Here is a 26,670-nt window from a genome sequence, read left to right as displayed (position 1 = left end):
CAGGAGAGATAAAAATGGCTTCTAAAGAAGTAAAATTCGGCCGCGACGCGCGCGAGCGCATGCTGCGCGGCGTCAACATCCTTGCAGACGCTGTCAAGGTAACGCTCGGCCCGAAAGGCCGTAACGTTGTTATTGACAAGTCCTTCGGCGCTCCGCGCATCACCAAGGACGGTGTAACTGTTGCCAAGGAAATCGAACTTGAAGACAAGTTCGAAAACATGGGCGCACAGATGGTCCGTGAAGTCGCTTCAAAGACGAACGACATTGCTGGTGACGGCACCACGACCGCTACTGTTCTTGCCCAGGCTATCGTTCAGGAAGGCGGCAAGGCTGTTGCTGCCGGCATGAATCCTATGGATCTGAAGCGCGGCATCGATCTTGCTGTTGCAGAAGTCGTCAAGCAGCTCGGCAAGAGCGCCAAGAAGATCAAGACTTCGGAAGAAGTTGCGCAGGTTGGCACGATCTCTGCCAATGGCGAGATTGAAATCGGCGAAATGATTGCCAAGGCAATGCAGAAGGTCGGCAACGAAGGTGTTATCACCGTTGAAGAAGCCAAGACCGCCGAAACTGAACTTGAAGTCGTTGAAGGCATGCAGTTCGACCGTGGCTATCTATCGCCATACTTCGTAACCAACCCTGAAAAGATGGTTGCTGATCTCGAAGACGCATACATTCTTCTTCATGAAAAGAAGCTTTCGAACCTTCAGGCTCTTTTGCCAGTTCTCGAAGCTGTCGTTCAGACTTCCAAGCCACTCGTCATCATTTCTGAAGACGTAGAAGGCGAAGCTCTTGCTACGCTCGTTGTCAACAAGCTGCGCGGCGGCCTGAAGATTGCTGCTGTCAAGGCTCCTGGCTTCGGTGATCGCCGCAAGGCAATGCTCGAAGACATCGCTATCCTTACCGGCGGTCAGGTTATTTCCGAAGATCTCGGCATCAAGCTCGAAAGCGTTACGCTCGACATGCTCGGTCGCGCCAAGAAGGTGTCGATCACCAAGGAAAACACCACGATCGTTGACGGTCATGGCAAGAAGGGCGAAATCAACGCCCGCGTCGGCCAGATCAAGCAGCAGATCGACGAAACAACTTCCGACTACGACCGTGAGAAGCTGCAGGAACGTCTTGCCAAGCTCGCTGGCGGTGTTGCAGTTATCCGCGTCGGCGGTGCAACTGAAGTTGAAGTGAAGGAAAAGAAGGACCGCGTCGACGACGCTCTCAACGCAACTCGCGCTGCTGTTGAAGAAGGTATCGTTCCTGGCGGTGGCGTTGCTCTTCTCCGCGCTTCTGCAAACCTGACTCTCAAGGGTGCAAACTCTGATCAGGACGCAGGCATCAACATCGTTCGTCGTGCTCTGCAGGCTCCGGCTCGCCAGATCGCAACAAACGCAGGTGATGAAGCTTCTATCGTTGTTGGCAAAATCCTTGACAACAAGAAAGAGACCTACGGCTACAACGCAGCCAACGGTGAGTATGGCGATCTGATCGCTCTCGGCATTGTTGATCCGGTCAAGGTTGTTCGTACTGCTTTGCAAGACGCAGCATCGGTTGCTGGTCTGCTTGTCACCACTGAAGCCATGATCGCCGAAGCTCCCAAGAAGGACAATGGCGGCGCTCCACAGATGCCAGGCGGCGGAATGGGCGGCATGGGCGGTATGGACTTCTAAGAAGCCCTACCCTTACAGTTATGGAAAAGGCGGGTTCGACCCGCCTTTTTTGTTGTCCGCAATAATGGATCAGATGGACTTCAAGCTCACACGCTCTTCCAACGCTACTGCCTTTTCCTTACGTTCACTGTAGCGGTCCGTAAGATAGGAAGAGGCATCGCGGCTGATCAGTGTAAACTTCACAAGCTCCTCAATGACATCTACTACACGATCATAATAAGACGAAGGTTTCATACGGCCCTGTTCGTCGAACTCCTGATAGGCTTTGGCAATAGATGACTGATTTGGAATTGTGATCATTCGCATCCACCGACCAAGCACTCTCATCTGGTTCACGGCGTTGAATGATTGAGAGCCGCCCGACACCTGCATGACTGCCAAGGTTCGCCCCTGTGTCGGTCGTATCGAACCAACTGCTAAAGGTATCCAATCAACTTGCGATTTCAGCACCCCTGACATCGAGCCGTGGCGTTCGGGACTAATCCATATTTGGCCCTCGGACCATAGGGACAATTCTCTAAGCTCGGCAACCTTCGAATGGTCTGCTGGCGCACCATCCGGCAAGGGCAACCCGGCAGGATCAAAAATCCGCGCTTCGGCACCAAGTGCGCTCAGCAACCGCTCGGCTTCTTGTGCGAGAAATCTGCTGTAGGAACGCTCGCGTAGCGATCCGTAAAGTATCATAATGCGGGGAGGATGGCTGGAGAATGCAGATGCTAGTTTCGATCTTTCAATTGGACGAAACTGGTTGGCGGCAATATTGGGCAGGTCATTCATCACCCTGCCTCCTTTCCGCAGCATCAAGCAATGACCGCACTGTCTCTGAAGGGCGGCAAAGCTTTGTAGCGCTGGTAGTAACAACGATTGGACGATTCATGAGTATCGGGTGGGCAACGATGAAATCGACTAGCTCGTCGTCACTCCATTTGGCATCGCTGAGATTCAATTCCGAATACGGCGTACCCTTTTCCCGTAGAATATCACGAACATTTCCTCCCATTGCCGCGATGAGTTCAAGCAACTTCTCGCGCGTGGGTGGTGTTTTCAGATAGTTGATGATTTCCGGCTCTTCACCGCTCTGACGAATTATTTCCAGTACGTTGCGTGATGTGCCGCATGCTGGATTGTGGTAAATTATTATAGGCATGGAAAAAACCTGAAAACTTGAGGAGCCATCAAAAGATCAACAGCAGGATCGTCGCGTATTATCGGATAGGGTTTGTAAGAGTGGCCCGCAGATTTCGGGGCGACCACCACAACAATCTTCCAGTAAGAATGCCAGCAGTGCCCCTATGCCTGAATAGTCGGCGCGATAGATGACGCTTCTGCCTTCCCGCGACGCGGCAATGAGGCCAGAGCGCGTCAGGATCATCAGATTGGTTGATGTCGTATTTTGTTTACCCTGAATGGCATTGGCGATATCGCCGGCGGCCATGCCGTCTTCGCCAGCTTTTACCAGCAGCCGAAGTATATCAAGACGCGACCGCTGTGAAATTGCTCCAAAGGCATCAAGTGCTTTTTCTGTATCCATATATCTAGAAAACCAGATATATGGATACATGTCAACTTCGATATTATTCGGCCGCTTGGGCGAATGGTGCCACTATTTCTGCACCATTTGTGGAGTCGAATTTTGCACGCGCAGTGGCAATTCGAACTTCGTTCTGAATGGCGAAATCGGCAAGGCCGCGCACAGGCTCTAGCAACTCACGGCCAAGATCAGTGAGTTCATAATCGACACGTGGTGGAATTGTAGGGAACACCGTTCGCGTTACGAATCCATCACGCTCCAAACCACGCAGCGTACTCGTCAGCATCTTTTGTGAAATGCCGTTGATCGTGCGTTTCAATTCGTTGAAACGCATTGATCCCGTGCCCAAGTAGTTGACGACCAATACAGTCCACTTATCCCCCACCCGGGAGAGTATCTGATGGACTGCACCACAGGCAGGAGTTACCTCAAAGTGCTTCGGTTTCAAAAAAGTGCCTCCTTGCTTCGGCTTTTAACAGTCACTTATATAGCTCCGGTCACAAATAGTTACCACCCCAAGACAAGGATTTCTGAAAATGGCAAAACTAAAAATCGGCGTTATCGTCGGCAGCACGCGTATTGGCCGATTCGCCGAGTTTCCTGCCAAATGGATTGCAGACGTTGCTGGACAGCGTGCTGATGTCGAAGTCGAGATTGTCGACCTTCTGAATTACCCAATGCATTTCTTCGGTGAAGAACGCAGCACGACTGCCGAGACAGAAACGGCTGAACGTTGGAAGAAGAAGCTGCGCTCGTTCGACGCTTACATCTTCACGGTAGCCGAATACAACCACGCCCCGACTGCCGTCCTGAAGAACGCCATCGATCTTGGCGAATTCATTCAGAAGCCCGTGGCTTTTGTTGGTTATGGCGGTGTCGGCGGTGCCCGCGCTGTCGAACATCTGCGTCTGATCTTCGTTGAAATGGGTGCGGCGTCGGTCAAAACCGGCGTTCATATCTCTTTCCCTGAGTATTTAACTGTCGTTAAGGCAGAGAAGACGCTGGGCGACTATCCTCATTTGAATGAAGCAGCCGGTGCGCAGCTCGATCAGCTTGTCTGGTGGGGAAATGCTTTGAAGGCCGCTCGCGACGCCTGATTCAATGGCGGCTGTCTTGGACAGCCGCCTCTCCTACTTGTCTGACCATACTGCTAGTTCGTAGCCTTCCGGATCACGGAAATGGAACCGTTGGCCGCCCGGAAAATCGAATATTTCTTTGACTATTTCGCCGCCTGCCATTTTGACACGCGCCAGCGTATCCGCGAGATCATCGGCAAAAAGAATAACCAATGGCCCACCAGCTTTTACACCTTCTGAACGGGCAAAGCCGCCTTTCAGATTACCATCGTTGAATTCGCAATAGTCCGGGCCGTAATCGGTAAAAGTCCAACCGAATGCTGCGCCGTAGAAATGTTTTGTGCGTGAAATATCGTCAACGTTAAACTCGATATAATTGATCTGTTTGTCGTAACCTGAGCTGCCAGTCATATCATCACTCTACCAATTGTGCTTCCAGTAAATCCCGCAGTTTCTGCAAATCGCGCATAACCCATGCAGCATCTGCGGTAAACTTTTCATCGTCCATACCCGGCAGGCGAAACAGGGTGAATATCACCTCCGAGGCATCGCCATTGGCAACCACCCGTAGGGGTATATAAACATTCTCCCCGGTTTCAGTGATGACCCAATGGTCAAGTACACCGAACTCGTTCTCTGGAGCAAAGCGAAGGCGTAACCTGCCTGCCGGGCCATCGGCTAACCATTCATTGCCGGATTTTTGCAAGCCGGAAGTGAGACCCGACGCCCATTCCGGCAAATTCTCAGGCAGACTCGCGTATCGGTAGACATCCTGCCAATTGCGTTGAATCGCAATTTGAAGGCTTCTTGCTTCATGTGCTGTCACGGACTGTCCTCCCATGATTGCTATAATCGATTTTATCCTAGCAGCTTACGAAATCCAGACCAACATTGCGTGCTCAAACCTTGCCTCCCGCAACGCTTCGCAGTAGTCATTGCGCCAACTGTCACAGGAAAAATACACGATGACTTCTACACGCACCGAAACCGATACGTTTGGTCCAATCGAAGTGGCTGCCGACAAATATTGGGGGGCGCAAACCGAACGTTCCCTCCACAACTTCAAGATCGGCGGCGAGCGCATGCCGATTCCGCTGGTTCGGGCGCTCGGCATCGTGAAGCGCGCTGCAGCCGAAACCAACATGGCCCTTGGCAAGCTGGATGAGGTGACGGGCCGCGCAATTACCGTTGCAGCTGAAGAGGTGATCGAAGGCAAACTAGACGAGCATTTTCCATTGGTTGTCTGGCAGACAGGCTCCGGCACGCAGTCCAACATGAACGCCAACGAGGTTATTTCCAACCGCGCCATCGAAATGCTTGGCGGCACTAAGGGCTCGAAGAAGCCTGTACACCCCAACGACCATGTGAACATGAGCCAGTCGTCGAATGACACATTTCCGACAGCCATTCACATTGCAACCGCAGTTGAAGCGACCGAGCGCCTCTACCCTGCCCTCACTCATTTGACGGAAGCGCTCGCCAAAAAGGAAAAGGCGTTCGCAGACGTAATCAAGATTGGCCGTACGCATACCCAGGACGCTACTCCCGTAACGCTCGGCCAGGAGTTCTCCGGTTACCGTGCTGCACTCGAATATGCCCGCAAGCGGATTGAAGAGAGCCTCGCTGATGTTTTTCTACTGGCGCAGGGCGGCACAGCAGTAGGAACAGGCCTGAACGCTCCTGTTGGTTTCGACACGGGCTTTGCCGAAGCCGTATCCGATATTACCGGCTTGCCCTTCAAGACTGCTCCAAACAAGTTCGAAGCACTGGCAAGCCACGGTGCCCTGGCCAATTTCCATGGCAGCCTGAATGCGCTGGCGACCGACCTTTTCAAAATCGCCAATGATATCCGCTTCCTTGGATCAGGCCCACGCTCGGGTCTCGGTGAGTTGAAATTGCCAGAAAACGAACCTGGTTCTTCGATCATGCCGGGCAAGGTCAATCCAACTCAGGCAGAAGCACTGACAATGGTTGCCGCGCAGGTATTCGGCAACCAGACAACGGTCACCGTTGCAGCCAGTCAAGGCCATTTTGAACTCAACGTGTTCAAGCCCGTCATCGCTTTGAATGTGCTCCAGTCTATTCGCCTGCTAGCCGACTCGATGGTATCTTTTGCCGATAATTGCGTTGAAGGCATTGAGGCCGACGAGGTTCGCATCAGGGATCTCTTGGAACGTTCGCTCATGCTGGTAACTGCACTGGCTCCGGCCATTGGTTACGATAATGCCGCGAAGATTGCCAAGACTGCGCACAAGAACGGTACAACCTTGCGCGAAGAGGCTCTCGCAAGCGGACACGTATCAGCAGAAGATTATGACCGTCTTGTGCGTCCTGAGCGGATGATCGCTCCGGAATAAGCAGTGGATTTGATGAACAATCTGTTGTCGAAAAAGTGACTTTAGTAAACAGTACACATCGCGTACTGACCGCGCAGTCACTTTTTTGGAGAAATACCTATGTCTAACAATGGCATTCTGGTTCTGATCGGTCGCATTCTGCTTTCGATCCTTTTTATCCCAGCGGGCTACGGCAAGCTGACCGCGATCAGCGGTACAGCAGGATACTTCGCGTCCAAGGGTTTACCTTTGCCGGAAGTAACAGTTGTTATCGTCGGACTGGTGGAACTTCTGGGTGGGCTCGCAATCCTCGTTGGCTTCCAAACCCGCTATGCCGCAATCCTGCTTGGATTGTTTACGCTCGGCGCTGCTTATGTAGGCCATTTCAACCCATTCGAAGACACGCAATTCTTCAAGAACCTCGCCATCACCGGCGGCTTCTTCATTCTTGCTGCTCATGGAGCAGGTGCTCTTTCAATCGACGCAAAACGCGGTTGATCTCCACAAATTCAAAAAGGCCGCTTCAAGCGGCCTTTTTTTGTTTTAGCTCATATCAATTTGTTGGTTTGGCATCGCTTACCAAAACTGGCTTTTCCCTGTACTCCTGCAGAAACAGCTTGCTAAGATTTTCGATCTTGGGCAGGTCGTTATAGACGATATAAGGCTGTGTGGGATTTATCGTCAGGTAATCCTGATGATAGCCCTCCGCCGGGTAAAAGCCCTCAAGCGACGAAACTTTGGTAACTATCGGATCGGAATAGACCTTGGCCTTATCGAGTTGGGCAATGTAGGCCTTAACCACCTTTTCCTGATCCGCATTGGTTGTGAAAACCGCTGACCGATATTGCGTACCGGTATCCGGGCCCTGACGGTTTAATTCCGTGGGATTGTGGGCGACGGAAAAATACACCTGCAAAATCTTGCCAAGGCTGACAACCTTTGGATCGAACGTAATCTCAACCGATTCCGCATGACCTGTATCGCCTCCGCTCACCAGCTCATAATTGGCAGTATCTTTCTTTCCTCCGGAATAACCTGAAACGGCGTTGTTGACGCCCTTCATATGCTGGTAAACGCCCTGCACACCCCAAAAGCATCCACCGGCAAGGACGATTTTCTCGGTCTTGGCTGATACGGTCTGATCCATGGCCGGCGGCGGCACCATCGTAACGCTTTCCGCAAAAACTGTAGCAGGTGCGAATAGAAGAGTTGTAGCAAGCAATAGGGAACGAAGTTTCATTTGTTCTTCCTCGAGCGTTTAGGCCGCAGCGGGCGTGAATTTCATGGCGACGCCATTCATGCAGTAGCGAAGACCGGTTGGTTGCGGACCATCATCAAAGACATGACCGAGGTGACCACCGCAGCGATGGCATTCCACTGCTGTCCGGACCATCCCGAACGAACTGTCTGATTTCTCAATCACGGCTCCCTTGATCGGCTGCCAGAAACTGGGCCAACCAGTGCCGCTGTCGAACTTCTTGTCCGATTCGAAAAGTGGCTGATCACAGCCTGCGCAGGCGAAAGTGCCCTTGCGCTTCTCGTGATCCAGAGGGCTGCTGAACGGAGTTTCCGTGCCTTCCTGACGCAACACATCGTATTGGTCCGGCGTGAGCAGCTTCTTCCATTCGGCATCGGTATGCTCGACTTCGAATTTACCCTCAGCCTGAGCCTTGGGGATAGCTATGAAGCGCGTGGCAACGACTGCACCAAGCGCGGCAAAAGCACTTCCGAACAGGGTTCGACGTGTCATCATGGGTAAGCTCCCTGTGTGATTATACCGAATTATTTCGGTCTCATGCAGGGAGATACGAAGGAAGAACCGAAAAGGTTACATTCCGGCGGTCATATCACAGAGAGTTGATATGATCAGAGCGAGTCCAAAGCCGTCTTTATACGCTGCGATAGATCAGCAACGGCCTTGGAATCCACCGCTGTTCGCGAGGAAATCAGGCAGGCTTCGGATTTCAGAATAACACCATCCTCAAGAATCTTGAGCTGGTTGGCGCGCAACGTCGAACCCGTCGATGTAATATCCACGATGATATCCGCTGAACCGGATGCCGGAGCGCCCTCTGTCGCTCCCAGGCTTTCGACAATGCGGTAAACCTGGATGCCGTGCATTTGCGAGAAAAATTGCTGCGTCAATCGCCAATACTTGGTCGCGATGCGCAGACGGCGGCCATGACGCTGACGAAAATCCGCAGCAACATCATCAAGATCAGCCATGGTTGAGACATCATACCAAACTTCCGGTACGGCAACGATCACATCCGCATGGCCAAAACCAAGCCGGGCTTCGATCTGCACCCGATCATCCGCTGACGACAGTGTTTCTCGAATAAGGTCTTCACCAGTTACACCCAGATCAACGCTGCCATAACCAAGCTCCCGGGCGATCTCAGATGCTGAAAGGAAAAGAATATCAATCTGGCTTTCACCCGCAACCTGCGCCCTGTAATTGCGCTGATCATTGGGGAGGATTACATCAAGTCCGGCTTTGCCAAGCACAGCAAGCGCCTGTTCCTTGAGCCGTCCTTTGGAGGGAAGAGCCAATGTTATTGTCATTGTGCCTCTCCGGATATCTGTTCGAGGCGGTCAAGCCATATGGAGAAGCCAACGCCCGGAATGGAACCGACGGCACCAAGCATGGTCAAAAGCCGATCATAACGGCCACCGCCAACGATAGCGCCTAAATCCGCGTTGTTTACTGCGCGAGTTTCGTAGACCAAGCCGGTATAATAATCGAGCGGGCGTCCGAATGAAGCATCATAGATGATGGTTTCGTGTCCAATACCTGCTTCGACAACCGAAGCTGCACGCGCCTCGAACTGTTCCAATGCTGGACCAAGATCGAACTCATTTGCCCGGGCGAAGTGAAGCAGATGCCCAGCCGCCGATTGCAAAGGAATGCGAATTGCCAAAAAATCGCGAAGTGCAGCAAAGGTCTTTGGTTGCAGACGGACAGAGGCGAGCGCAACCTTGTCAATCAGGCGACGAGCGATCTCAACAGGTGTACGACCTGCACCCGGCGAAATTCCGGCCGATTGCATATCCTTTTCCAACTCGGCGGCAAGAGCTGTCTCATCCCCATTCGCCACCAGCTTTGACAGGTGACCCGGCAGATCTCCATTTTGCCGATCCGATGACAAATCCTCTAACAGGCTTTTAAGCTGAGCGGGATTGCCGAAAGCGCGGGCAAGCTTTTTCTGCCATCCACGTGGAAGACCCAGAGCAGCCAAAACCGCTTCGAAGATCGCCTGATCCCCGAGCAGAGTTTCAAGCTGCGTGTGGGGCGCTGCGAGCCGGATGGACGCAAAAGCGTCAGCCAGAGAACGCGCATCAGCGCGAGCGCGATTTGCGTCCCCCAAATCCTCGATTCCGGCCTGAAAAAACTCATTGCCTCCTTCGCGGCGCTGGCGGAAGACTTCGCCCAGATAGGCATAGCGCTTTGGTGTAGCGGCATTCAATTCGATATGATTGCGGCAAACCGGAATTGTAAATTCAGGACGGAGGCAAAGGCTTTGACCCGTCTCATTTTCTGTCAGAAAAATTCGGCGGCGCAAATCTTCGCCGGCCATATCCAGAAATTGGTCAGCGGGCTGGATAACAGGGATATCAACAAGCTCCGCATCCCTGCCTGCAATCAACGCGGCAAGTTTTTCGCTAAAGGCTGGAGCGCGGGAAGCAACCATGGGACGTTACGAAACTTTTGCAGCGTTGGCGCGATCTTCGGCCTGCGCATCTAGAATCTTGCGTACCTCGGCAACGATATCGCTTTCTTTAGCAGTAATTTGCGCCGGACGGCTTTCGCGCCATGTAATGTTGTCCTCGATTTCAGCAGAAAGACGTGCGCCTTCGATCAAATCCTTGATCTGCACTTCGCCAAGATCGCGTTCCTGCGATCCTTGAATAATGACGCAAGGTGCTCCCCGACGATCAGCATATTTCATCTGCGGCTTCATACCGGAACCGCCGAGATACATTTCGGCGCGGATACCAGCCTGCCGCAAGTCAGATACCATTTTCTGATAGCGACCAAGGCTTTCCGTGTCGCGGTCCATAATCATGACGACGACAGGTCCGATATTGTCAGAGGTGTCGAGCTTGCCAAGGTTCTTGAGTGCCGTCATCAAACGGGAAACGCCGATGGAAAAGCCTGTTGCAGGCACTGGCTCTGAACGGAACCGCGAGACGAGGCCATCATAACGGCCACCCCCACCGACGGAGCCGAAACGCACGATCTGACCATCCTCGTTGGGAATTTCAGCAAGAAGCTCGGCTTCGAATACGGGACCAGTATAATATTCGAGACCACGAACCACTGACGGATCAATCTTGATGCGACCGTCATACCCTGCAGCTGAACAAAGAGCCTCTATAATACCCAGTTCCGAGACGCCTTCGACACCCTTGTCATTTCCTGTGACAACATTTTCCAGATTGGCAATGGTCACGCCGCCCGTCTCGCCACCGGCGGAAGTGAAATCAAGAACCTTTTTGATGGCGGCTTCGTCCAGATTTGCACCTTTGGTGAAATCGCCACTTTCGTCTTTGCGGCCTTTACCGAGCAGTTCGCGAACGCCTTCAACACCAAACTTGTCCAGCTTGTCGATAGCGCGGAGCACTGTCAGACGCCTGCCCGAATTTTCCTCACCGCCAAGACCAATCGCCTCAAGCACACCATCGAGAACCTTGCGGTTATTGACGCGGATTACATAGTCACCACGCTTGATGCCAAGCGCTTCCATGACATCAGCCATCATCATGCACATCTCAGCATCGGCCGATACATTCGGTGCGCCAACGGTATCGGCGTCGAATTGCATGAACTGACGGAAGCGACCGGGGCCGGGCTTTTCGTTGCGGAAAACCCATCCGGCGCGGTAGCTGCGATATGGCTTGGGGATGCTCTCATAATTCTCGGCAACGTAGCGTGCCAGAGGCGCTGTCAGATCATAGCGCAGCGAGAGCCATTGCTCGTCATCATCCTGAAACGAGAACACACCTTCATTCGGGCGGTCCTGATCGGGGAGGAATTTTCCAAGCGCATCGGTATATTCAATCAGAGGTGTTTCGACGGGTTCGAAACCATAAAGCTCATAGACTTTACGGATTTCCGCCATCATCTTTTCGGCGGCGCGCAGATCATCCGGTGTACGGTCCACGAAACCGCGCGGCAGCCGCGCTTTTACCCTGTCTGCCTTGGTTGCCATGATAATGATCCGATACCCTGAAATGAAGCTGATTGCCGAAGCGGTTTTGCTCTAGAGCCTTTTTTGTTTAAATAGAAACAGTTCTGTTTCACGGATGGCAAGACAATCCACGCGGAAGGTGGCGAGGTCGATGTGGTTCCATCGAACGAAGCCGCATGACAAAGTGGTTGGCCGACAGCCGGAAACCCGAAGGGCCGGGCAAATTTGGATCAAATCCATCGGGCCTCAGCATCGCCCGATGGATAAACATCGGTCTCGCTAAATCCCTCGACCTTGTCCACAAATTCCCACCGGCAGAACGAATCTATCTAAGCAAAAAAGGCTCTAGACCATCAAGCCCGCAAGGGCAAGGATATCAACGTCATTTGGGCCTTTTGAAACTTGCACGTGTGGCTTCAATTTCCTGACGGCATTTGCAACCTTCAACATGATCGTTGACGAGACCCATCGCCTGCATATGCGCATACATCGTCGTCGGACCAACAAAACTCCAGCCGCGCTTCTTCAAATCCTTGGAAAGCCGAACAGAAGTCGGAGAGGTTGGATTGGCAATCAGGGTTGCATAATCGACCGTTTTGGGACGTTCTTCTGCCGGTGGCTCGAATGACCAGAAATACGCGGCAATCGACCCCGTTTCCTTGACGAGTTCCAGCGCGCGATTGGCATTGTTGATAGCTGAATTAATCTTGCCGCGATGTCGGATAATGCCCGCATTGCCCAGCAGTCTTTCAACATCCTTATCCGTGTAGCGCGCGATCTTCCGATAATCGAAACCGTCAAACGCTTCGCGAAAATTCTCACGCTTGCGCAGGATTGTCAGCCAGGACAGACCGGATTGAAAACCTTCGAGGCATACTTTTTCGAACAGTCGCGTATCGTCTGTGACAGGCCTGCCCCATTCATGGTCGTGGTAATGAATGTACTCAGGCAACGCCCCGGGCCACGAACAGCGCGTGATACCGTCATCACCCTTTATCAGGCCCGTTTTCGCCGGAATATCTTCGCCCATGGGAAGTCCTTTTCAATTTTACCGGTGATTAACCAGCTTTCAGCACAGATCAGTAACCATACCAAATGGTTTCAGCCGAAAATCGCTCTTTGTTGATTCTCATTCACTTTTTTCTACCCCGCTGCTGGCAAACTCAACCCGAAAACTGACAAAACCTGTCAGCAGAGTTTTTGTTACGAGACTGATTCCCATGAAGTTTGCGCGCCTGCTTCTGCTTTCCTGCCTTAGCCTCACCGTCACATCCGGAGCAATTGCCAGCGAGCGCTATGCCACGCGCCCGCCGGTAGTGATGAGCCCAGACCTATCGGCCCCGTGGGTCATGCAATTGCGCCAGCGGCCCGTTGGCGCTCCGGTCAATCCTCGCGGTTATGTCGTCTTCGATGAGCAGCCTGCCCCCCGTGCCAAGCAGCGCGATCGCCGGGCTATGCGTAAAAACGTCAGTCCTAGTCCTGCCGTGCGGGAGGTTTCATTTCAGCGCCCAAGCGCACCGACTGCCGATGTGCAACCCAAGAAACGCGCAATGGATCCGAAGTTCCTCCCACAAAGCGTAGCTTATGATGGCACCGAGCAGCCGGGAACCATCGTCATCGATACCGCGCAACGGTTTCTCTATCTGGTTGAAGCCGGTGGAACGGCGCAACGCTATGGTGTTGGTGTCGGTAAGGAAGGCTTCGGCTGGTCAGGCACCAATACGATCAGCCGCAAGGCAGAATGGCCATCATGGTATCCGCCCGCAGAAATGATCAAACGTGAGAAGCGTAAAGGGCGCATTCTTCCCGCGCACATGGAGGGCGGTGTCGAGAACCCGCTTGGCGCACGGGCGCTTTATCTTGGCTCAACGCTTTATCGCATTCACGGAACCAATGCGCCGTGGACGATTGGTCAATCGGTATCAAGCGGTTGCATCCGCATGCGTAATGAGGACGTTACCGATCTCTATGAGCGGGTCAATGTCGGTACGAAAGTTATCGTCCGATAAAAGTTAGCGGGGGCCGGTATCAGGGGTGATGCCGGAAAATGGGCAGTGGCGCAGTATTCTGAGCCGCTGCCCTTTTTTATTCAGCGGCCGCGAGTGTTTGCCTCTCAGCAGGAATGTTCGCCGGCTTCGGTCCGCCATATGCCCAATCCAACAGTTCTACCGTGTGTACAATCGGCAGTTTCGACCCGCTGGCGATCTGAGTGATGCAGCCGATATTGCCGGTTGCTATCAGACTGGCTCCGGTGGCTTCGATGTTCTTGACCTTGCGGTCACGCAGCGTCCGCGCGATCTCTGGTTGCATGATGTTATACGTGCCAGCCGAACCGCAACAAAGATGACCTTCCGCCGGATCTTTTACGGTGAACCCTGCAGCCTTCAGCAAATTCTTTGGCTGGCGGGTAATTCCTTGACCGTGTTGCATTGAGCAAGCCGAATGATACGCGACCGTAAGGCCAGTTGATCGTTCTGTTGCCGGGAAATCCAACATTGTCAGATACTCGGTAATATCTTTGGCCAAGGCAGAAACCCGTGCCGCTTTTTCCTGATAGGCAGGATCGAGACGCAGCATATAACCATAGTCTTTGATCGTCGTACCGCAGCCGGATGCCGTGATGACAATCGCATCAAGGCCACCACTATCAAGCTCGCGTGTCCATACATCGACATTGCGGCGGGCGTCTTCCAATGCAGCTTCCTCGCGGCCCATGTGGTGCACTAGCGCCCCACAACAGCCCTCACCTTTCGGTACGACGACCTCGATACCAAGTCTTGTCAACAGACGGATTGTTGCTTCGTTTATACCAGGGTCAAGAACGGGTTGCGCACAGCCCGTAAGAATAGCAACACGACCCTTTTTCGGTACTTTCGTCGTGTGGGTGCCCGCCTCGGCATAGGAAGATTTCGCGGCAAGCGATTTTGGAGCCAGCTCCAGCATCGCCGCCATCGGTTTCAAAGCTGCAACGGACTTGAAAAGAGGCGCAAGTGGCCTGCCAAATCTGGCCGCAGTCAATGCCAATCGGAAGCGCGATGGATAAGGTAGTACAAGCGCCAGCAGAGCACGGGTCAAGCGGTTCATGAACGGGCGCTTGTAGGTCTTCTCGATATGCGCGCGGGCGTTATCCACCAGATGCATGTAATTGACGCCTGAAGGACAGGTCGTCATGCAGGCAAGACAGGACAGGCAACGATCAACGTGTTTGACAATCTGCTCGTCGGCCGCTCGACCGTTCTCAAGCATGTCCTTGATCAGGTATATGCGGCCTCGTGGGCTATCAAGCTCATTACCCAAAGTAACGTAAGTTGGGCAGGTGGCGGTACAGAACCCGCAATGTACGCACTTGCGCAGTATCTTTTCAGACTCAGCAACCCCGGGATCAAGCAGTTGCTCGGGAGTGAAATTTGTTTGCATCCTATACTCCTGCAACCATGCGACCGGGATTGAGTATACCGCTTGGATCGAACTGCTGCTTCAGCCGCTTGGACAAAGCTGCCAAGGGAGCAGATTGCGGTTCGAAGACGGGCACGGCAGCGCGTATTGCTATGGGTGCACGAACGAGCGTTGCATGTCCTCCGCCATACTTGGCGACGAGCGCCCGTACAGCATCCGCTTCCGGGTCGCCTTCCATCCGCAGCCAGACCAGACCACCCTGCCAATCATAGAAAGCATCAACTGCCGCTCCCATACGTAAGGAGGCTACCAGCTTATAGGCCTCCATAGGTATCATGGACACCCGCCAGACCGGTCGTTCGGTGCTATCCGCAAACGGAGTGACATCCCGGATTTCGCGCCATAGTTTTCGCGATGTTTCACCGGCCAACTGATTAATTTCACCGGCAGACGCGAGCAAATTCATCAGCATGGCCGCACGGTCTGCCACCGAGGGTGCAAAGCCTTCCAACCGCAAAAGGGTCGAAGCCTCGCTTTCAAGGGCCCCGCCAATCACACGGCTCGCTACGTTGGCAGGCAAATGCGCTGCGGAAGCAACCTCGCCGCTCGACCCCATGGCAATCGCCATGGCCCGGGCAGCTTCATCGTCTGCCAAACCGCACAGCACAAGCGTTGTTTCGGTTTCCGGCGCAGGCAGCACCTTGAAGGTAATTTCGGTTGCTATGCCAAGCGTACCCCACGAATTGGCCATGCCTTTTGACAGATCGTAGCCAGTAACGTTCTTGACGACACGACCGCCGGATTTGAACAGCTCTCCCCGACCGGAAACAACACGGACTCCCAAAACATGATCACGCGACGAGCCCGCCTTCAAGCGCCGGGGGCCGCATAGATTAGTCGCGAGCAGACCGCCAAGGCTGCCTTGTCCGGCGGGTTTGCCAAGCAACGGCCCATAATCCATTGGCTCGAATTGGAATGCCTGATTGTTGGCAGCGAGCAATGCTTCAAGTTCGGCGACTGGGGTTCCAGCCTTCGCTGCCAGTACCAACTCGTCGGGCTCATAGAGAGTGACGCCTGAATATTCCGACAAAGCTATCGTGTGCTCCGTCTGCAATGGACGCCCGAGATTGCGTTTGGAACCATGGCCAATAATTTCAACAGGTGCCTGTTCCGCGATAGACCATTGTACCGCCTCGACAACCTCAGATTCCTTTGACGGATTGAATGCTGTCATCGTATTTCCTCAAGCACTCTCTCGCCTTTTGGCGAAAGCCTGTAACCGATGTCGAGACTAATGGTCAGTCCAAGCTCTTTGAGCTTACGAACATCCCGTTTGAATTTGAGTTTCTCAACCCCCAGCGATGTCGCAAGGTCGATCGCTGCAATACCCGGGCGTTCGCAAATCAATCGCAATATTCTCATATAATAGTGAGCGGTGGGTGCGTTTTTATCCCAGCGTGCAAGCAATGCGACCAAGTCAGCAGCCTCGGCCTTTGTGAGTTCTTGGTTCTGCCGGCCTATCCGATCATCTGGTTCGACGCCGGCTAACTCGATTCGGAAGACTGTTCGCTCCTCGCCTGTTCTCAGATCATTCACGAGTGCCGTAACGTCCTTGAAACCTGCACGCTTCGCCTCTTCAGCAGTTAATCCGTCTATTTCAATTGGTGTGACTTTTCCGATCACGATAGCGCCAACGGAAGTTCGCAAAAGTGTCCCCTCTTTGACAGCCGGACTTGACCAGCGCCGGAACGCCAAATCTATCTCTGCACGCGCAATGCCATCAAGAATGCGAGCTTTGAAAAGCATCGGTCAAAATCTCGGTATGTCTGGAAATGGTACCTGGCCGCGATGAACGTGCATCCGGCCAAGCTCGGCGCAACGATGCAGTTGAGGAAAGACCTTGCCAGGGTTGAGCAGATGCTTTTCGTCAAACGCGCATTTGACCCTTACCTGCTGGTTCAAGTCGATCTCATTGAACATTTCCGGCATAAGGTCGCGCTTTTCGACACCAACGCCATGCTCGCCGGTCAGTACGCCACCAACCTTTACGCAGAGCCGTAATATGTCAGCACCGAAGCTTTCAGCCTTGTGTAGTTCTTCGGGGATATTCGCATCGTAAAGGATAAGCGGATGCAGATTGCCATCGCCCGCATGAAAGACATTGGCAACACGCAGGCCATATTTTTTCGAAAGCTCTCGCATTCCGGCCAGCACTTTTGGCAGCTCTTTGCGCGGTATCGTACCATCCATGCACAGATAGTCCGGCGAAATACGGCCAACGGCAGGGAATGCAGCTTTGCGCCCGGCCCAAAACGCCATACGTTCTTCTTCGCTTTGCGATACAACGCAAGTTGTCGCGCCATTCTTGCGGCCGATGGCTTCGACCATACTAATCAAATGATCCACCTCGACAGCAGGCCCGTCCAGTTCGACGATGAGCAAAGCTTCAACATCAAGCGGATAGCCTGCATGAACGAAATCCTCCGCCGCATGAATGGCTGGACGATCCATCATCTCCATACCACCCGGAATAATCCCCGCAGCAATAACCTCGGCAACACACTGGCCAGCCTCCTCGCTGGTGGGAAAACCCACCATGAGAGCACGCGCTGTCGTTGGTTTTTGAAGGATACGAACCGTGACTTCGGTGACAACGCCCAGCAAACCTTCGGAGCCAGTCATCAGACCCAGAAAATCGTAACCTTCACTATCGAGATGTTTGCCGCCAAGCCTGATTACCTCTCCCGTGATCAATACCATCTCAAGGCCCAGTACATTATTGGCAGTCAGCCCGTACTTCAGGCAATGCACGCCGCCGGAGTTTTCCGCGACATTACCGCCAATGGAGCATGCAATTTGCGACGACGGATCTGGCGCATAATAAAAGCCCTCGTGTTCCACGGCCTTGGTAATACCTAGATTGGTGACGCCGGGCTGCACAATAGCAGCGCGGTTTGGATAATCGATTTCAAGAATGCGATTGAAGCGGGACATGACCAGAAGCACCGCATCTTCCAACGGCAAGGCGCCGCCCGATAGAGATGTACCCGAACCGCGTGGAACAACTTTCACATTATGCTCGTGACAATATTTGAGAACGCGAGAAACTTGTGTCACAGTCTGTGGCAGCACCACAACAAGCGGCAGCTGACGATAGGCGGTCAGCGCATCCGATTCGAACACTCGCATTTGGTTTGTGGCATCGACGACGCCTTCACCCGGAACGATTGCCTGCAACGCGGCAACAATGGCTGCTCGGCGGGACATCGTGGCTTCATCAGCCTTGGGCATAACAAGTCCGGACATCGTTCCTCCCCTGTCGCGGTCCCGGGCGTCAATTCCGCCTTTTCGCTTAGTCTATAACATCCCGGTCGGCAGCTTTGCCTGCGTCATGCTGTTCCAGCCTCGAAATTAGTGCAATCATATTTGTCAAAATCGCAAACCATGCAAAGATTTGATTTCGAATACAGTTTCGATGACGGATATGAAAACAGTTGATTTTAAAAACGCTCGGGGCCCTGACAAGTTGCGGGTCTATGCGATAGGCGATGTCCACGGCAGGCTCGACTTGTTGCAGGAAATGCATCGGCTGATCCAACTACAAAATCAGAAATCTCCGCCCTTTGACTGGGTTGTGGTGCATCTCGGCGATTATGTAGACCGGGGGCTCCAGTCGCGTGGTGTCATTGACTTCCTGATTGATGGACAACGCAAGAATCACCGGATACTTGCTCTTGCAGGCAATCACGATGTCGGTTTTCTCGATTTTCTTAATACGGGCGACACTTATGGGCTTTTTGCCCGCTATGGGGGGCGTCAGACAGCTCTTTCCTATGGCGTGAATATCGACTTCAATAATGATTTATCGATTGCATCCGGGCGCGAAGCATTGAAAGAGGCCGTCCCGACTGCCCATTGGGATTTTGTACGACGCTTGCCCCGATCAATGATCTTCGGCGATTTTTTCTTCTGCCACGCCGGAATTCGCCCGGGTGTTGAGCTGGACCACCAAAATCCGGAAGACCTGATTTGGATCAGATCAGAGTTTCTCGATGATATGCGGCGTTATTCCAAAGTCATCGTACACGGACATACGCCTGCAACCGAGGTTGAGATAAGACCAAACCGAGTAAATCTGGATACCGGCGCTTACGCGAGTGGAAGACTGAGTGCCATCATGATCGATGGCCCAAACAAGTCATTTCTTGAAGCGACAGTCTAGAAAGAGTGATTAGCGGAATGAAGTGCTGACGCCGTAGCCATCGCTCGACACTTTGTGCGCACCTGCATCAACAGAAAACAGCCCAACGCCCATAAACAGGATTGCTGACAGCATGAAAGCGGTCAAAAGGGCGGCACTCTTGGTGGTCATCTCAGCGTTTCCGTTACTAGACTTGATCTGGCTTGCTGCCAGTTGTGAGCTGCCCACTACAGGCCACACTCGTTACCAACTAGTGAATCAAAGACACGTTCCACATATTTGAGTGTAGTAAGACCAATTCAGCATCCACCTGTTGCAGAGCTGCAACTAAAGTCGGGTATCACCCTTTAAATTAACGCTACCCAAGCCCGCGCCAGAGCGAGCCCCGCCGCATCTGCGATGGCACCATCTTTGGCGACGTTATTAGCGTAGTTCGCAAGCCAGTCAGGGTAATTTTCGACTATCTGGTCGTGAAAAACATCTTTCCACTCATCGACCAAATCCGTATCCGCCTCAAAATGAAACTGGATGCCATATACAGCGCGTCCAATCCGGAATGCCTGATTGGGCGTCATCTCGCTTGAGGCCAGATGTATAGCTTGGCTTGGCAAGGTAAAAGTATCGCTGTGCCAATGAAAAATCGGAAACTGCGTCGCGACAGCCGAAAGCACGGGATCGGAGGCAGCTTGCGCCGTGCGTATTACATCTTTCCAACCGAACTCAGCCGGTCTGCCAAGGATATTCTCGGCGCCATAACCCCTGGCTACCAGCTGGCTGCCGAGACAAATACCAAGAACGGCCTTGTCCGCATCACCGAACTCCTTGATCAGAGCTACCAGCTGCGGAAGGTAGGGATAAGCATCATCAGCCAATGCATTCTGATCGCCGCCAAGCACAACGATCGCATCGTAATCAGAATGGGTTTCGGGCAGAGCCTCGCCAAGATAGGCTTGGCGCAAATCAATTGATGCACCCGCTTCATTCAATGCGGTTCCTACTTGTCCAAGGCCGGTATCCTGATAATTCTGAACGACAAGAACCCGCATGACGCCTCTTATGTGCATTGTTCTGGTTCCCGGATAGCATGGAGAATCAACAACCGGAAGCCGTAAGATGCCCCTGCAAAATCGTGTCACACCCTTTGGCGACATAATCGCCATTAGCCAGCGCGGCTTGATGATGGGCAATAGGGGCATTATTCATGATCCGGCGACAAAAACTCTTCTTAAAAAGCGGTGGTCATCCCGTGCGTGGATCATCTGCGTTTGTCAGTTCAAGGATGTCCGGCGCGATGTGATGGCACGTCGAAGCTGGACGGAATTGTTCTTTCTTGATGAAGCTACCGCCCTTAGTGCAGGGCATCGGCCCTGCTTCTACTGTCAACGACAGCGAGCCAAGGAATTTCAGGCGGCTTGGGCTGAAGGAAATGGAACCGGGTTGCCACCTGCCCCAGCGATGGATGCGATACTTCATGGTGAAAGACTTGACCGACAGTGCAACAAGAAACATCACCCGCTCGAAACTAGCATCCAGAATCTGCCAGACGGAACCATGCTGGCTTGCGGGGCAAACGCTTATCTTGTCAAAAAGGGCGAAACCTTTCTGTGGTCGTGGAAAGGCTACTCTCCAGCTATAATCGATACGTCCGGGGCTACCGTGCTCACACCGCCGTCAACGGTGCGAGCACTACAAGCAGGCTTCGAACCACTACACAGTGATGCCTTCAAACTTTAGCATCCACTGCTATTGTCCGCCGGAAACTCCAGCCAAGACTTGTCCCCGCTGCTGCTATGAGGATGATTGCCGAGCCAATCAACTGACTGGGCTGCAACGCGTGGTCAAAAGCAAAATAATCGACCAGAATGGCAGCGATGGGGTAAATAAATGAAAGCGAACCAGTGATGTGCGTCGGAAGCCTCTGTATCGCGCTGTAAAGCAGAATGTACATCAGTCCGGTATGTATGATCCCGATGGTTATTATACTCATCCATTGCCCGGTGCTTTGCGGCAGATTGGTAAAATCCGCCAGCGGCGCGAGCATAATAATACCAACGCTCACCTGAATGAGCGCGATGAGGTGGGGCGGCGTTCCTTTCAATCTTTTGGCCACAATAGCAGCAATGGCATAAAGAAAGGCCGCGCCAAGTGCCAAGGCGATACCAGTCATGTAACCAGAACCGTTATAGGCACCGCCCGGCTTGGCCTGCACGATCAACAGCATGCCGGCAAATGCCAGTGCCAGCCATGCCAGCTTTGTGAAGGTAATCTTTTCCTTGAAAATCAAAGCGCCCAAGGCAACGAGCATGAAGGGCTGGACATTATAAACAGTAGTAGCGATGGCGATGGATGCACGCGAATAGGATGCGAACAGCAGCACCCAGTTCAATACGATTGCGATACCACCTATTGTTGCCAAACCCAGAATTTTCAATGAGATGACGTTCGGACGAAGTAAGCCCAAAGCGCCGCAAATAGCCAGCAATGTCACCGCGCCTATGACGCAACGCCAGAGTACCACGGAGAAAACCGGCTGGCCCGACATGAGAACAAACCAGCCTATAGTACCTGAAATAACCATGGCAGCTGTCATCTCAAAACTGCCCCTGACAATATCTTTCTGCATTTCAGATCTCCGTGATTTGGCGATAGACTATGCGCCGCCTCGTGGATTTGATATAGTTTTGAAAGGGTATTAGTTGTATTTTACCTTTTTAACACAGGTGATTCTGGCGTATCGCCTTAGGGAGAAACCATGTTGGATGAACTTGACCGAACCATCATAGAAATTCTTGTCGATGATGCGAGGATATCATTAAAGGAACTCAGCCAGAGGGTCGGCCTGTCATCGCCGAGCGTATCTGAACGTCTGCGGCGGCTTGAGGAGAAAAAAGTTATCCGCTCCTTCACTGTAGACGTCGATCCGCAAGCCTTGGGGTACAGCTTGACTGCAATTGTGCGGGTGCGACCTCTCCCTGGCATGCTTCACATTGTCGAAAAACTCATTCAGGAAACGCCGGAGATTACGGAGTGCGACAAGGTTACGGGTGACGACTGTTTTATCGGCAAACTACAGTTTCGCACGATGCAGCAGTTGGATAGCATCCTTGACCGCTTGGCCGAAAAAGCTGAAACAAACACTGCAATTGTCAAATCTTCTCCGGTAAAACGCCGCCTGCCACCCCTCGCCTGACACTGGAGCCTATGATGCGCGCCAATTATAAGATGCAACGGCTTTACGTCACAGATGACCTGAAGCAGGGAAGCCGAGCGGATACCGGTCCGGAGGCTGTGAACTATCTGGCTAATGTGCTGCGGATGAAGGATGGCGACGAGATTCTCGTTTTTAACGGGCGAGACGGCGAGTGGCGTGCCGCACTACGATTTGAGAGCAAGAAAAAGCTGTATCTCGAGCCCATTGAATTGACACGCAAGCAGCCTGTCACACCTGATTTGATCTATTGTTTTGCACCATTGAAGCAAGGGCGGCTCGACTATCTTGTGCAGAAAGCTGTTGAGATGGGCGCTGGCATTTTGCAGCCGGTGATAACCCAGCACACGCAAGTGGCGCGCATCGGAATTGAGCGGATCGAATCAAATGCAATTGAAGCCGCTGAACAATGCGGTGTTTTGGCCATTCCGACGACGCGTGAACCTTTAAAATTGGAAAAGCTGTTAGACGATTGGGACCCGGCACGCAGATTGATTTTTTGCGATGAGGGGCATGACACGCATAACCCTTTGTCCTTGCTGCAATCTCTCCCTAAAACGCCCTTGGGTGTGCTTATCGGACCCGAAGGCGGCTTCTCGGATCAGGAGCGGCAGAAACTGCGCAGTTTGCCTTTTGTGACAGCAATTCCCCTTGGCCAACGCATCTTACGGGCGGACACAGCAGCCGTTGCCGCTCTCGCCCTGATTCAGGCGACAATCGGAGATTGGTGAGACGCAATTTCTGTTGATCGATCCATCAGCGAAATTTGCTTGCGCTCTTATTCAAAAAATGGCCAATCACGCCCAACAATATTCAATAACGGAAAGCACCAGCCATGGCGCGGGACACCACAGACGAAACATTGATCACCAGCACCGAAGAACTGGCCGGATATCTCGCGCAAGGATCAAAGCCGGAATCAGCTTGGCGTATCGGGACGGAACACGAAAAATTCCCGTTCTATACTGAGCATAACAGCCCGGTGCCCTATGATGGACCGCGTGGCATTCGTGCCATTCTGGAAGGTATGCAATCCAAGCTCGGTTGGGAACCCATCGTCGACGAAGGCAATATAATCGGACTTGTCGAGCCGACCGGCCAAGGTGCGATTTCGCTTGAACCGGGCGGACAGTTCGAACTCTCCGGCGCACCACTGCTTTCCATCCACCAGACTTGCCGCGAGTCCAACGCGCATCTGGCTCAAGTGCGCGAAATTGCCGAACCACTGGGCATTCGTTTTCTAGGTTTGGGTGGCAGCCCGAAATGGACACTTGCCGAAACGCCGCGCATGCCGAAGTCCCGATACAATATCATGTCCAACTACATGCCGAAGGTCGGCAAGGATGGTTTGAACATGATGTACCGCACCTGCACCATTCAGGTGAATCTGGATTTTTCCTCCGAGACCGATATGCGCCGCAAGATGCAGGTTTCCGTAAAGCTGCAATCTATCGCCACTGCTCTATTCGCCATGTCGCCTTTCACGGAAGGCAAACCGAATGGCCTGCTTTCTTGGCGTTCGGAAATCTGGCGTGACACTGATAATAATCGCTCTGGCGTCCTGCCTTTTATTTTCAACCAGAATTTTGGTTTTGCCGATTACGTCGAGTGGGCACTGGATGTCCCGATGTATTTTGTCATGCGCCACGGGCGTTACCATGATTGCACTCACGTCACGTTCCGCCAATTCATGAATGGCGCGCTGAAGGATTCCATTCCTGAAAGCACCCCAAATATGGGTGATTGGGCCAATCATCTTTCAACGCTTTTTCCGGAAGTGCGTCTGAAGCGATTCCTTGAAATGCGCGGCGCTGATGGCGGTCCTTGGCGGCGTATCTGCGCTTTGCCGGCATTCTGGGTTGGTTTGCTTTATGATGCAGAGGCGCTTAATGCTGCCGAAGCACTGACCCGCGACTGGAACTATGAAGAGGTTCAGGCACTGCGTGATGAGGTTCCGGGGAAAGGTTTGCAAGCCAAACTGCACAATCGTTCTGTTCACGAAATTTCGCGCGATGTGTTGGCAATTTCGAAGCTTGGCCTGAAGAATCGCGCAATGCTCAACAGCGAAGGTTTTGACGAAACCCACTATCTCTCATCGCTGGAAGAGGTAGTCGCACGCGGAACTACATCCGCCGAACAGATGCTTTCTCAATATAACACCGCTTGGGGAAGCTCCGTTGAACCGGCTTTCCTGGAGTATGCCTACTAACAACGCGAAGGATTTCCGATGACCAAGACTATTTTGATTACGGGTGCGAGCCGCGGAATAGGTCGCTCTGCTGCAATCCTTGCTGGTCAAAAAGGCTGGTCGGTCGGGGTCAATTATATAGGCAACAAGGCTGCTGCTGACGAAGTTGTGAAGGCAGTCATTGCGTCAGGTGGTAAGGCCAAGGCCATTCAGGGTGATGTCGCCATCGAAGCCGACGTGATTTCGATGTTCGAGCAGACAAAAGAACTCGGCAAGCTCGACGGTGTTGTCGTCAACGCAGGTATTGTCGCTCCCGCATCCAAGCTAATGGATATGGACAGTGACCGCATACGCCGCGTCTTAGATGTGAATGTTCTTGGAGCTTATCTTTGTGCCCGAGAAGCAGTGCGTTATCTTGCTCGCTCCCGTGGCGGCAATGGCGGCTCCATCGTGCTCCTGTCGTCGGCGGCAGCACGTATCGGTGGCCCATTTGAGTATGTGGATTATGCCGGATCGAAAGGCGCAATGGACAGCCTCACCCTCGGGCTTGCAAAGGAGACCGGACCGGAAGGCATCCGTGTGAATGCCGTGCGGCCCGGGCTGATCGAAACTGACATTCATGCAAGCGGCGGGCAACCCGATAGGGCCCAGAGACTAGGCGTTACCGCTCCGCTTGGCAGAGCGGGAACGGCGGATGAAGTTGGAGAATCAATTGTCTGGCTCCTGAGCGATGCCTCGTCCTATGTGACTGGCGCATTGCTTGATGTGACTGGCGGGCGCTAAACGTTCATATCCCGATAATTAGGACTCCCGTTGCGCGCTATATGTGTTATGCGGGGGCCATCTCATTTCACGCGGATTTTCGAGCCATGGCAAAACACAAAGCGCTGTCCGAAGCATATATTCCCGAGCTTCCGAATTATTACAAAGGCAAGGTCCGCGAAAATTACGATCTTGCCGACGGCACGCGCATCATTATAGCCACAGATCGCATTAGCGCATTTGACCGCATTCTGGCCTCGATACCACTCAAGGGACAGGTATTAACGCAGACAGCACGTTTCCAGTTCGAACAGACACAAGACATCTGCCCAAACCACGTCATCGAATACCCCGACCCGAATGTCTTGCTTTGCCGCAAGCTTACGATCCTGCCTGTTGAAATTATTGTACGCGGCTATCTTGCTGGAACGACAGGTACATCGATCCTGACGCTCTACAAGGCTGGCAAACGCCAGATGTACGGCTTCGCCCTGCCGGATGGCATGCTTGACAATGAAAAGCTGCCGGAGCCGATCATCACTCCAACGTCCAAGGCATTTGACGGTGGGCATGATGAGCCTTTAACTGCTGAAGATATCATCGAGCAGAAACTACTTACCAAAGAGCAATGGGAAACAATCTCATCCTATGCTTTGAAGCTCTTCGCCCGGGGGCAGGAAATTGCAGCCAGCCGTGGCTTGATCCTTGCCGACACGAAATATGAGTTTGGCACCGATGAAGCGGGAAACATTGTTCTGGCAGATGAGATTCACACTCCTGACTCCAGTCGTTACTGGTTTGCGGACAGCTATGAAGCGGGCAAGCGGCCCGTCAGCTTCGACAAGGATTTCGTCCGCAATTGGGTTGTCGAGCGTTGCGATCCTTACAAGGATGACATTCCGACAATCCCGGCAGATGTGATCGACGCAACGACCAACGTTTACATTCAGGCCTACGAGAAAATCACTGATCGTAAGTTCGAAGCCGGTGATGCGGCGCTCGATCCGCTGCAGCGAATAAGAGAAAATCTCAAGCGATTCTTCTAGGCGTACAAATCAGTTGATGTTCACATTACTACGGCGGTAGTCTTCCTTTAACAATCAGCGTGAGGGAGGAACG

The 26,670-nt window shown here is 52.9% G+C and carries 31 protein-coding genes; 12 read left to right on the top strand and 19 right to left on the bottom strand.

Going from position 1 to position 26,670, the window contains the following annotated elements:
* Nucleotides 1-14 precede the first annotated feature (14 nt).
* Nucleotides 15-1,661 (top strand): chaperonin GroEL, encoded by a 1,647-nt coding sequence (gene groL, locus ABKW30_RS19695; RefSeq protein WP_348600622.1) that lies wholly within the window; start codon nucleotides 15-17, stop codon nucleotides 1,659-1,661.
* Between the two features lie 69 nt (nucleotides 1,662-1,730).
* Here groL and arsH read toward each other — a convergent pair whose 3' ends face one another.
* The 4 genes from arsH to ABKW30_RS19675 are packed head-to-tail and all read right to left on the bottom strand — an operon-like array spanning nucleotide 1,731 to nucleotide 3,640.
* Entirely contained in the window at nucleotides 1,731-2,438 is a 708-nt protein-coding gene (gene arsH / locus ABKW30_RS19690) for an arsenical resistance protein ArsH (RefSeq protein WP_348600621.1), read from the bottom strand.
* Nucleotides 2,431-2,808, bottom strand: a complete 378-nt coding sequence (arsC, locus tag ABKW30_RS19685) for an arsenate reductase (glutaredoxin) (RefSeq protein WP_348600620.1) — start codon at nucleotides 2,806-2,808, stop codon at nucleotides 2,431-2,433. Before arsC ends, arsH begins: the two co-directional genes overlap by 8 nt.
* A gap of 36 nt (nucleotides 2,809-2,844) precedes the next feature.
* Nucleotides 2,845-3,192: a helix-turn-helix transcriptional regulator gene (locus ABKW30_RS19680; protein ID WP_348600619.1), complete on the bottom strand. Its 348-nt coding sequence runs from the start codon at nucleotides 3,190-3,192 to the stop codon at nucleotides 2,845-2,847.
* A gap of 43 nt (nucleotides 3,193-3,235) precedes the next feature.
* Nucleotides 3,236-3,640, bottom strand: a complete 405-nt coding sequence (locus ABKW30_RS19675; RefSeq protein WP_348600618.1) for a helix-turn-helix domain-containing protein — start codon at nucleotides 3,638-3,640, stop codon at nucleotides 3,236-3,238.
* 88 nt (nucleotides 3,641-3,728) lie between these two features.
* Here ABKW30_RS19675 and ABKW30_RS19670 point away from each other — a divergent pair, with 88 nt between their 5' ends.
* Nucleotides 3,729-4,289, top strand: a complete 561-nt coding sequence (locus ABKW30_RS19670; RefSeq protein ID WP_348600617.1) for an NAD(P)H-dependent oxidoreductase — start codon at nucleotides 3,729-3,731, stop codon at nucleotides 4,287-4,289.
* A 33-nt stretch (nucleotides 4,290-4,322) separates the two neighbouring features.
* Here ABKW30_RS19670 and ABKW30_RS19665 read toward each other — a convergent pair whose 3' ends face one another.
* Nucleotides 4,323-4,679: a VOC family protein gene (locus ABKW30_RS19665; protein ID WP_348600616.1), complete on the bottom strand. Its 357-nt coding sequence runs from the start codon at nucleotides 4,677-4,679 to the stop codon at nucleotides 4,323-4,325.
* A 4-nt stretch (nucleotides 4,680-4,683) separates the two neighbouring features.
* Nucleotides 4,684-5,094, bottom strand: a complete 411-nt coding sequence (locus ABKW30_RS19660; protein WP_348600615.1) for an SRPBCC family protein — start codon at nucleotides 5,092-5,094, stop codon at nucleotides 4,684-4,686.
* A gap of 139 nt (nucleotides 5,095-5,233) precedes the next feature.
* On the opposite strand from ABKW30_RS19660, the gene fumC reads away from it, so the two are divergent.
* Nucleotides 5,234-6,625, top strand: coding sequence for a class II fumarate hydratase (fumC, locus tag ABKW30_RS19655; RefSeq protein ID WP_348600614.1), 1,392 nt, complete (start codon nucleotides 5,234-5,236; stop codon nucleotides 6,623-6,625).
* Between the two features lie 99 nt (nucleotides 6,626-6,724).
* A complete protein-coding gene (locus ABKW30_RS19650; protein ID WP_348600613.1) occupies nucleotides 6,725-7,102 on the top strand; it encodes a DoxX family protein in 378 nt (125 codons plus the stop codon).
* 55 nt (nucleotides 7,103-7,157) lie between these two features.
* On the opposite strand, the gene msrA is transcribed toward ABKW30_RS19650, so the two are convergent.
* The 6 genes from msrA to ABKW30_RS19620 form a co-directional block, all read right to left on the bottom strand.
* Nucleotides 7,158-7,844: a peptide-methionine (S)-S-oxide reductase MsrA gene (gene msrA / locus ABKW30_RS19645; RefSeq protein ID WP_348600612.1), complete on the bottom strand. Its 687-nt coding sequence runs from the start codon at nucleotides 7,842-7,844 to the stop codon at nucleotides 7,158-7,160.
* A gap of 18 nt (nucleotides 7,845-7,862) precedes the next feature.
* Complete coding sequence (gene msrB / locus ABKW30_RS19640) at nucleotides 7,863-8,357, bottom strand: peptide-methionine (R)-S-oxide reductase MsrB (protein ID WP_348600611.1); 495 nt, start codon at nucleotides 8,355-8,357, stop codon at nucleotides 7,863-7,865.
* A 113-nt stretch (nucleotides 8,358-8,470) separates the two neighbouring features.
* Nucleotides 8,471-9,169: an ATP phosphoribosyltransferase gene (gene hisG, locus ABKW30_RS19635; RefSeq protein WP_348600610.1), complete on the bottom strand. Its 699-nt coding sequence runs from the start codon at nucleotides 9,167-9,169 to the stop codon at nucleotides 8,471-8,473.
* Nucleotides 9,166-10,296 carry an ATP phosphoribosyltransferase regulatory subunit gene (locus tag ABKW30_RS19630; RefSeq protein ID WP_348600609.1) on the bottom strand — a complete coding sequence of 377 codons (1,131 nt, stop codon included), beginning with the start codon at nucleotides 10,294-10,296 and terminating at the stop codon, nucleotides 9,166-9,168. Before ABKW30_RS19630 ends, hisG begins: the two co-directional genes overlap by 4 nt.
* Before the next feature lie 6 nt (nucleotides 10,297-10,302).
* Nucleotides 10,303-11,817, bottom strand: coding sequence for a histidine--tRNA ligase (gene hisS / locus ABKW30_RS19625; RefSeq protein WP_348600608.1), 1,515 nt, complete (start codon nucleotides 11,815-11,817; stop codon nucleotides 10,303-10,305).
* 361 nt (nucleotides 11,818-12,178) lie between these two features.
* A complete protein-coding gene (locus ABKW30_RS19620) occupies nucleotides 12,179-12,826 on the bottom strand; it encodes a DNA-3-methyladenine glycosylase I (RefSeq protein WP_348600607.1) in 648 nt (215 codons plus the stop codon).
* A 190-nt stretch (nucleotides 12,827-13,016) separates the two neighbouring features.
* Between ABKW30_RS19620 and ABKW30_RS19615 the strand changes: the two genes are divergently transcribed.
* Nucleotides 13,017-13,805: a L,D-transpeptidase gene (locus ABKW30_RS19615; RefSeq protein ID WP_348600606.1), complete on the top strand. Its 789-nt coding sequence runs from the start codon at nucleotides 13,017-13,019 to the stop codon at nucleotides 13,803-13,805.
* A 76-nt stretch (nucleotides 13,806-13,881) separates the two neighbouring features.
* Here ABKW30_RS19615 and glcF read toward each other — a convergent pair whose 3' ends face one another.
* The 4 genes from glcF to ABKW30_RS19595 are packed head-to-tail and all read right to left on the bottom strand — an operon-like array spanning nucleotide 13,882 to nucleotide 18,498.
* Entirely contained in the window at nucleotides 13,882-15,213 is a 1,332-nt protein-coding gene (glcF, locus tag ABKW30_RS19610; protein WP_348600605.1) for a glycolate oxidase subunit GlcF, read from the bottom strand.
* 1 nt (nucleotide 15,214) lies between these two features.
* A complete protein-coding gene (glcE, locus tag ABKW30_RS19605; RefSeq protein WP_348600604.1) occupies nucleotides 15,215-16,426 on the bottom strand; it encodes a glycolate oxidase subunit GlcE in 1,212 nt (403 codons plus the stop codon).
* Nucleotides 16,423-16,998, bottom strand: coding sequence for an ASCH domain-containing protein (locus ABKW30_RS19600; protein WP_348600603.1), 576 nt, complete (start codon nucleotides 16,996-16,998; stop codon nucleotides 16,423-16,425). Before ABKW30_RS19600 ends, glcE begins: the two co-directional genes overlap by 4 nt.
* Nucleotides 16,999-17,001: 3 nt before the next feature.
* Entirely contained in the window at nucleotides 17,002-18,498 is a 1,497-nt protein-coding gene (locus tag ABKW30_RS19595) for an FAD-linked oxidase C-terminal domain-containing protein (protein ID WP_348600602.1), read from the bottom strand.
* Between the two features lie 178 nt (nucleotides 18,499-18,676).
* Between ABKW30_RS19595 and ABKW30_RS19590 the strand changes: the two genes are divergently transcribed.
* The gene (locus tag ABKW30_RS19590; RefSeq protein ID WP_348600601.1) at nucleotides 18,677-19,414 is read left to right on the top strand and encodes a metallophosphoesterase family protein; all 738 of its coding nucleotides are present in this window, start codon (nucleotides 18,677-18,679) and stop codon (nucleotides 19,412-19,414) included.
* Nucleotides 19,415-19,423: 9 nt separating this feature from the next.
* On the opposite strand, the gene ABKW30_RS19585 is transcribed toward ABKW30_RS19590, so the two are convergent.
* Together ABKW30_RS19585 and ABKW30_RS19580 are read right to left on the bottom strand one after the other, a co-directional pair.
* Entirely contained in the window at nucleotides 19,424-19,564 is a 141-nt protein-coding gene (locus tag ABKW30_RS19585; protein ID WP_008125545.1) for a hypothetical protein, read from the bottom strand.
* Between the two features lie 176 nt (nucleotides 19,565-19,740).
* A complete protein-coding gene (locus tag ABKW30_RS19580; protein WP_348600824.1) occupies nucleotides 19,741-20,439 on the bottom strand; it encodes a type 1 glutamine amidotransferase in 699 nt (232 codons plus the stop codon).
* A 67-nt stretch (nucleotides 20,440-20,506) separates the two neighbouring features.
* Between ABKW30_RS19580 and ABKW30_RS19575 the strand changes: the two genes are divergently transcribed.
* On the top strand, nucleotides 20,507-21,127 hold the full coding sequence (locus ABKW30_RS19575; RefSeq protein WP_348600600.1) for a hypothetical protein: 621 nt from the start codon (nucleotides 20,507-20,509) through the stop codon (nucleotides 21,125-21,127).
* Here the strand turns inward: ABKW30_RS19575 and ABKW30_RS19570 are convergent.
* Nucleotides 21,117-22,016 (bottom strand): DMT family transporter, encoded by a 900-nt coding sequence (locus ABKW30_RS19570; RefSeq protein ID WP_348600599.1) that lies wholly within the window; start codon nucleotides 22,014-22,016, stop codon nucleotides 21,117-21,119. The two genes, ABKW30_RS19575 and ABKW30_RS19570, sit on opposite strands and share 11 nt — an antisense overlap.
* Before the next feature lie 129 nt (nucleotides 22,017-22,145).
* Here ABKW30_RS19570 and ABKW30_RS19565 point away from each other — a divergent pair, with 129 nt between their 5' ends.
* From ABKW30_RS19565 to ABKW30_RS19545, 5 genes are all read left to right on the top strand, one after another.
* Nucleotides 22,146-22,583: an Lrp/AsnC family transcriptional regulator gene (locus tag ABKW30_RS19565; protein WP_348600598.1), complete on the top strand. Its 438-nt coding sequence runs from the start codon at nucleotides 22,146-22,148 to the stop codon at nucleotides 22,581-22,583.
* A gap of 14 nt (nucleotides 22,584-22,597) precedes the next feature.
* Nucleotides 22,598-23,332, top strand: coding sequence for a 16S rRNA (uracil(1498)-N(3))-methyltransferase (locus tag ABKW30_RS19560; protein ID WP_348600823.1), 735 nt, complete (start codon nucleotides 22,598-22,600; stop codon nucleotides 23,330-23,332).
* 104 nt (nucleotides 23,333-23,436) lie between these two features.
* A complete protein-coding gene (locus ABKW30_RS19555) occupies nucleotides 23,437-24,810 on the top strand; it encodes a glutamate--cysteine ligase (protein ID WP_348600597.1) in 1,374 nt (457 codons plus the stop codon).
* An 18-nt stretch (nucleotides 24,811-24,828) separates the two neighbouring features.
* Entirely contained in the window at nucleotides 24,829-25,572 is a 744-nt protein-coding gene (locus ABKW30_RS19550) for an SDR family oxidoreductase (RefSeq protein WP_348600596.1), read from the top strand.
* A gap of 86 nt (nucleotides 25,573-25,658) precedes the next feature.
* A complete protein-coding gene (locus ABKW30_RS19545) occupies nucleotides 25,659-26,597 on the top strand; it encodes a phosphoribosylaminoimidazolesuccinocarboxamide synthase (RefSeq protein WP_348600595.1) in 939 nt (312 codons plus the stop codon).
* Nucleotides 26,598-26,670: the final 73 nt, after the last annotated feature.

This window comes from Phyllobacterium sp. SB3, from assembly GCF_040009165.1.
Taxonomy (GTDB): domain Bacteria; phylum Pseudomonadota; class Alphaproteobacteria; order Rhizobiales; family Rhizobiaceae; genus Phyllobacterium.
The sequence above is the reverse complement of the archived record's forward strand: the minus strand, read 5'-3'. Positions and strand labels throughout refer to the sequence as shown.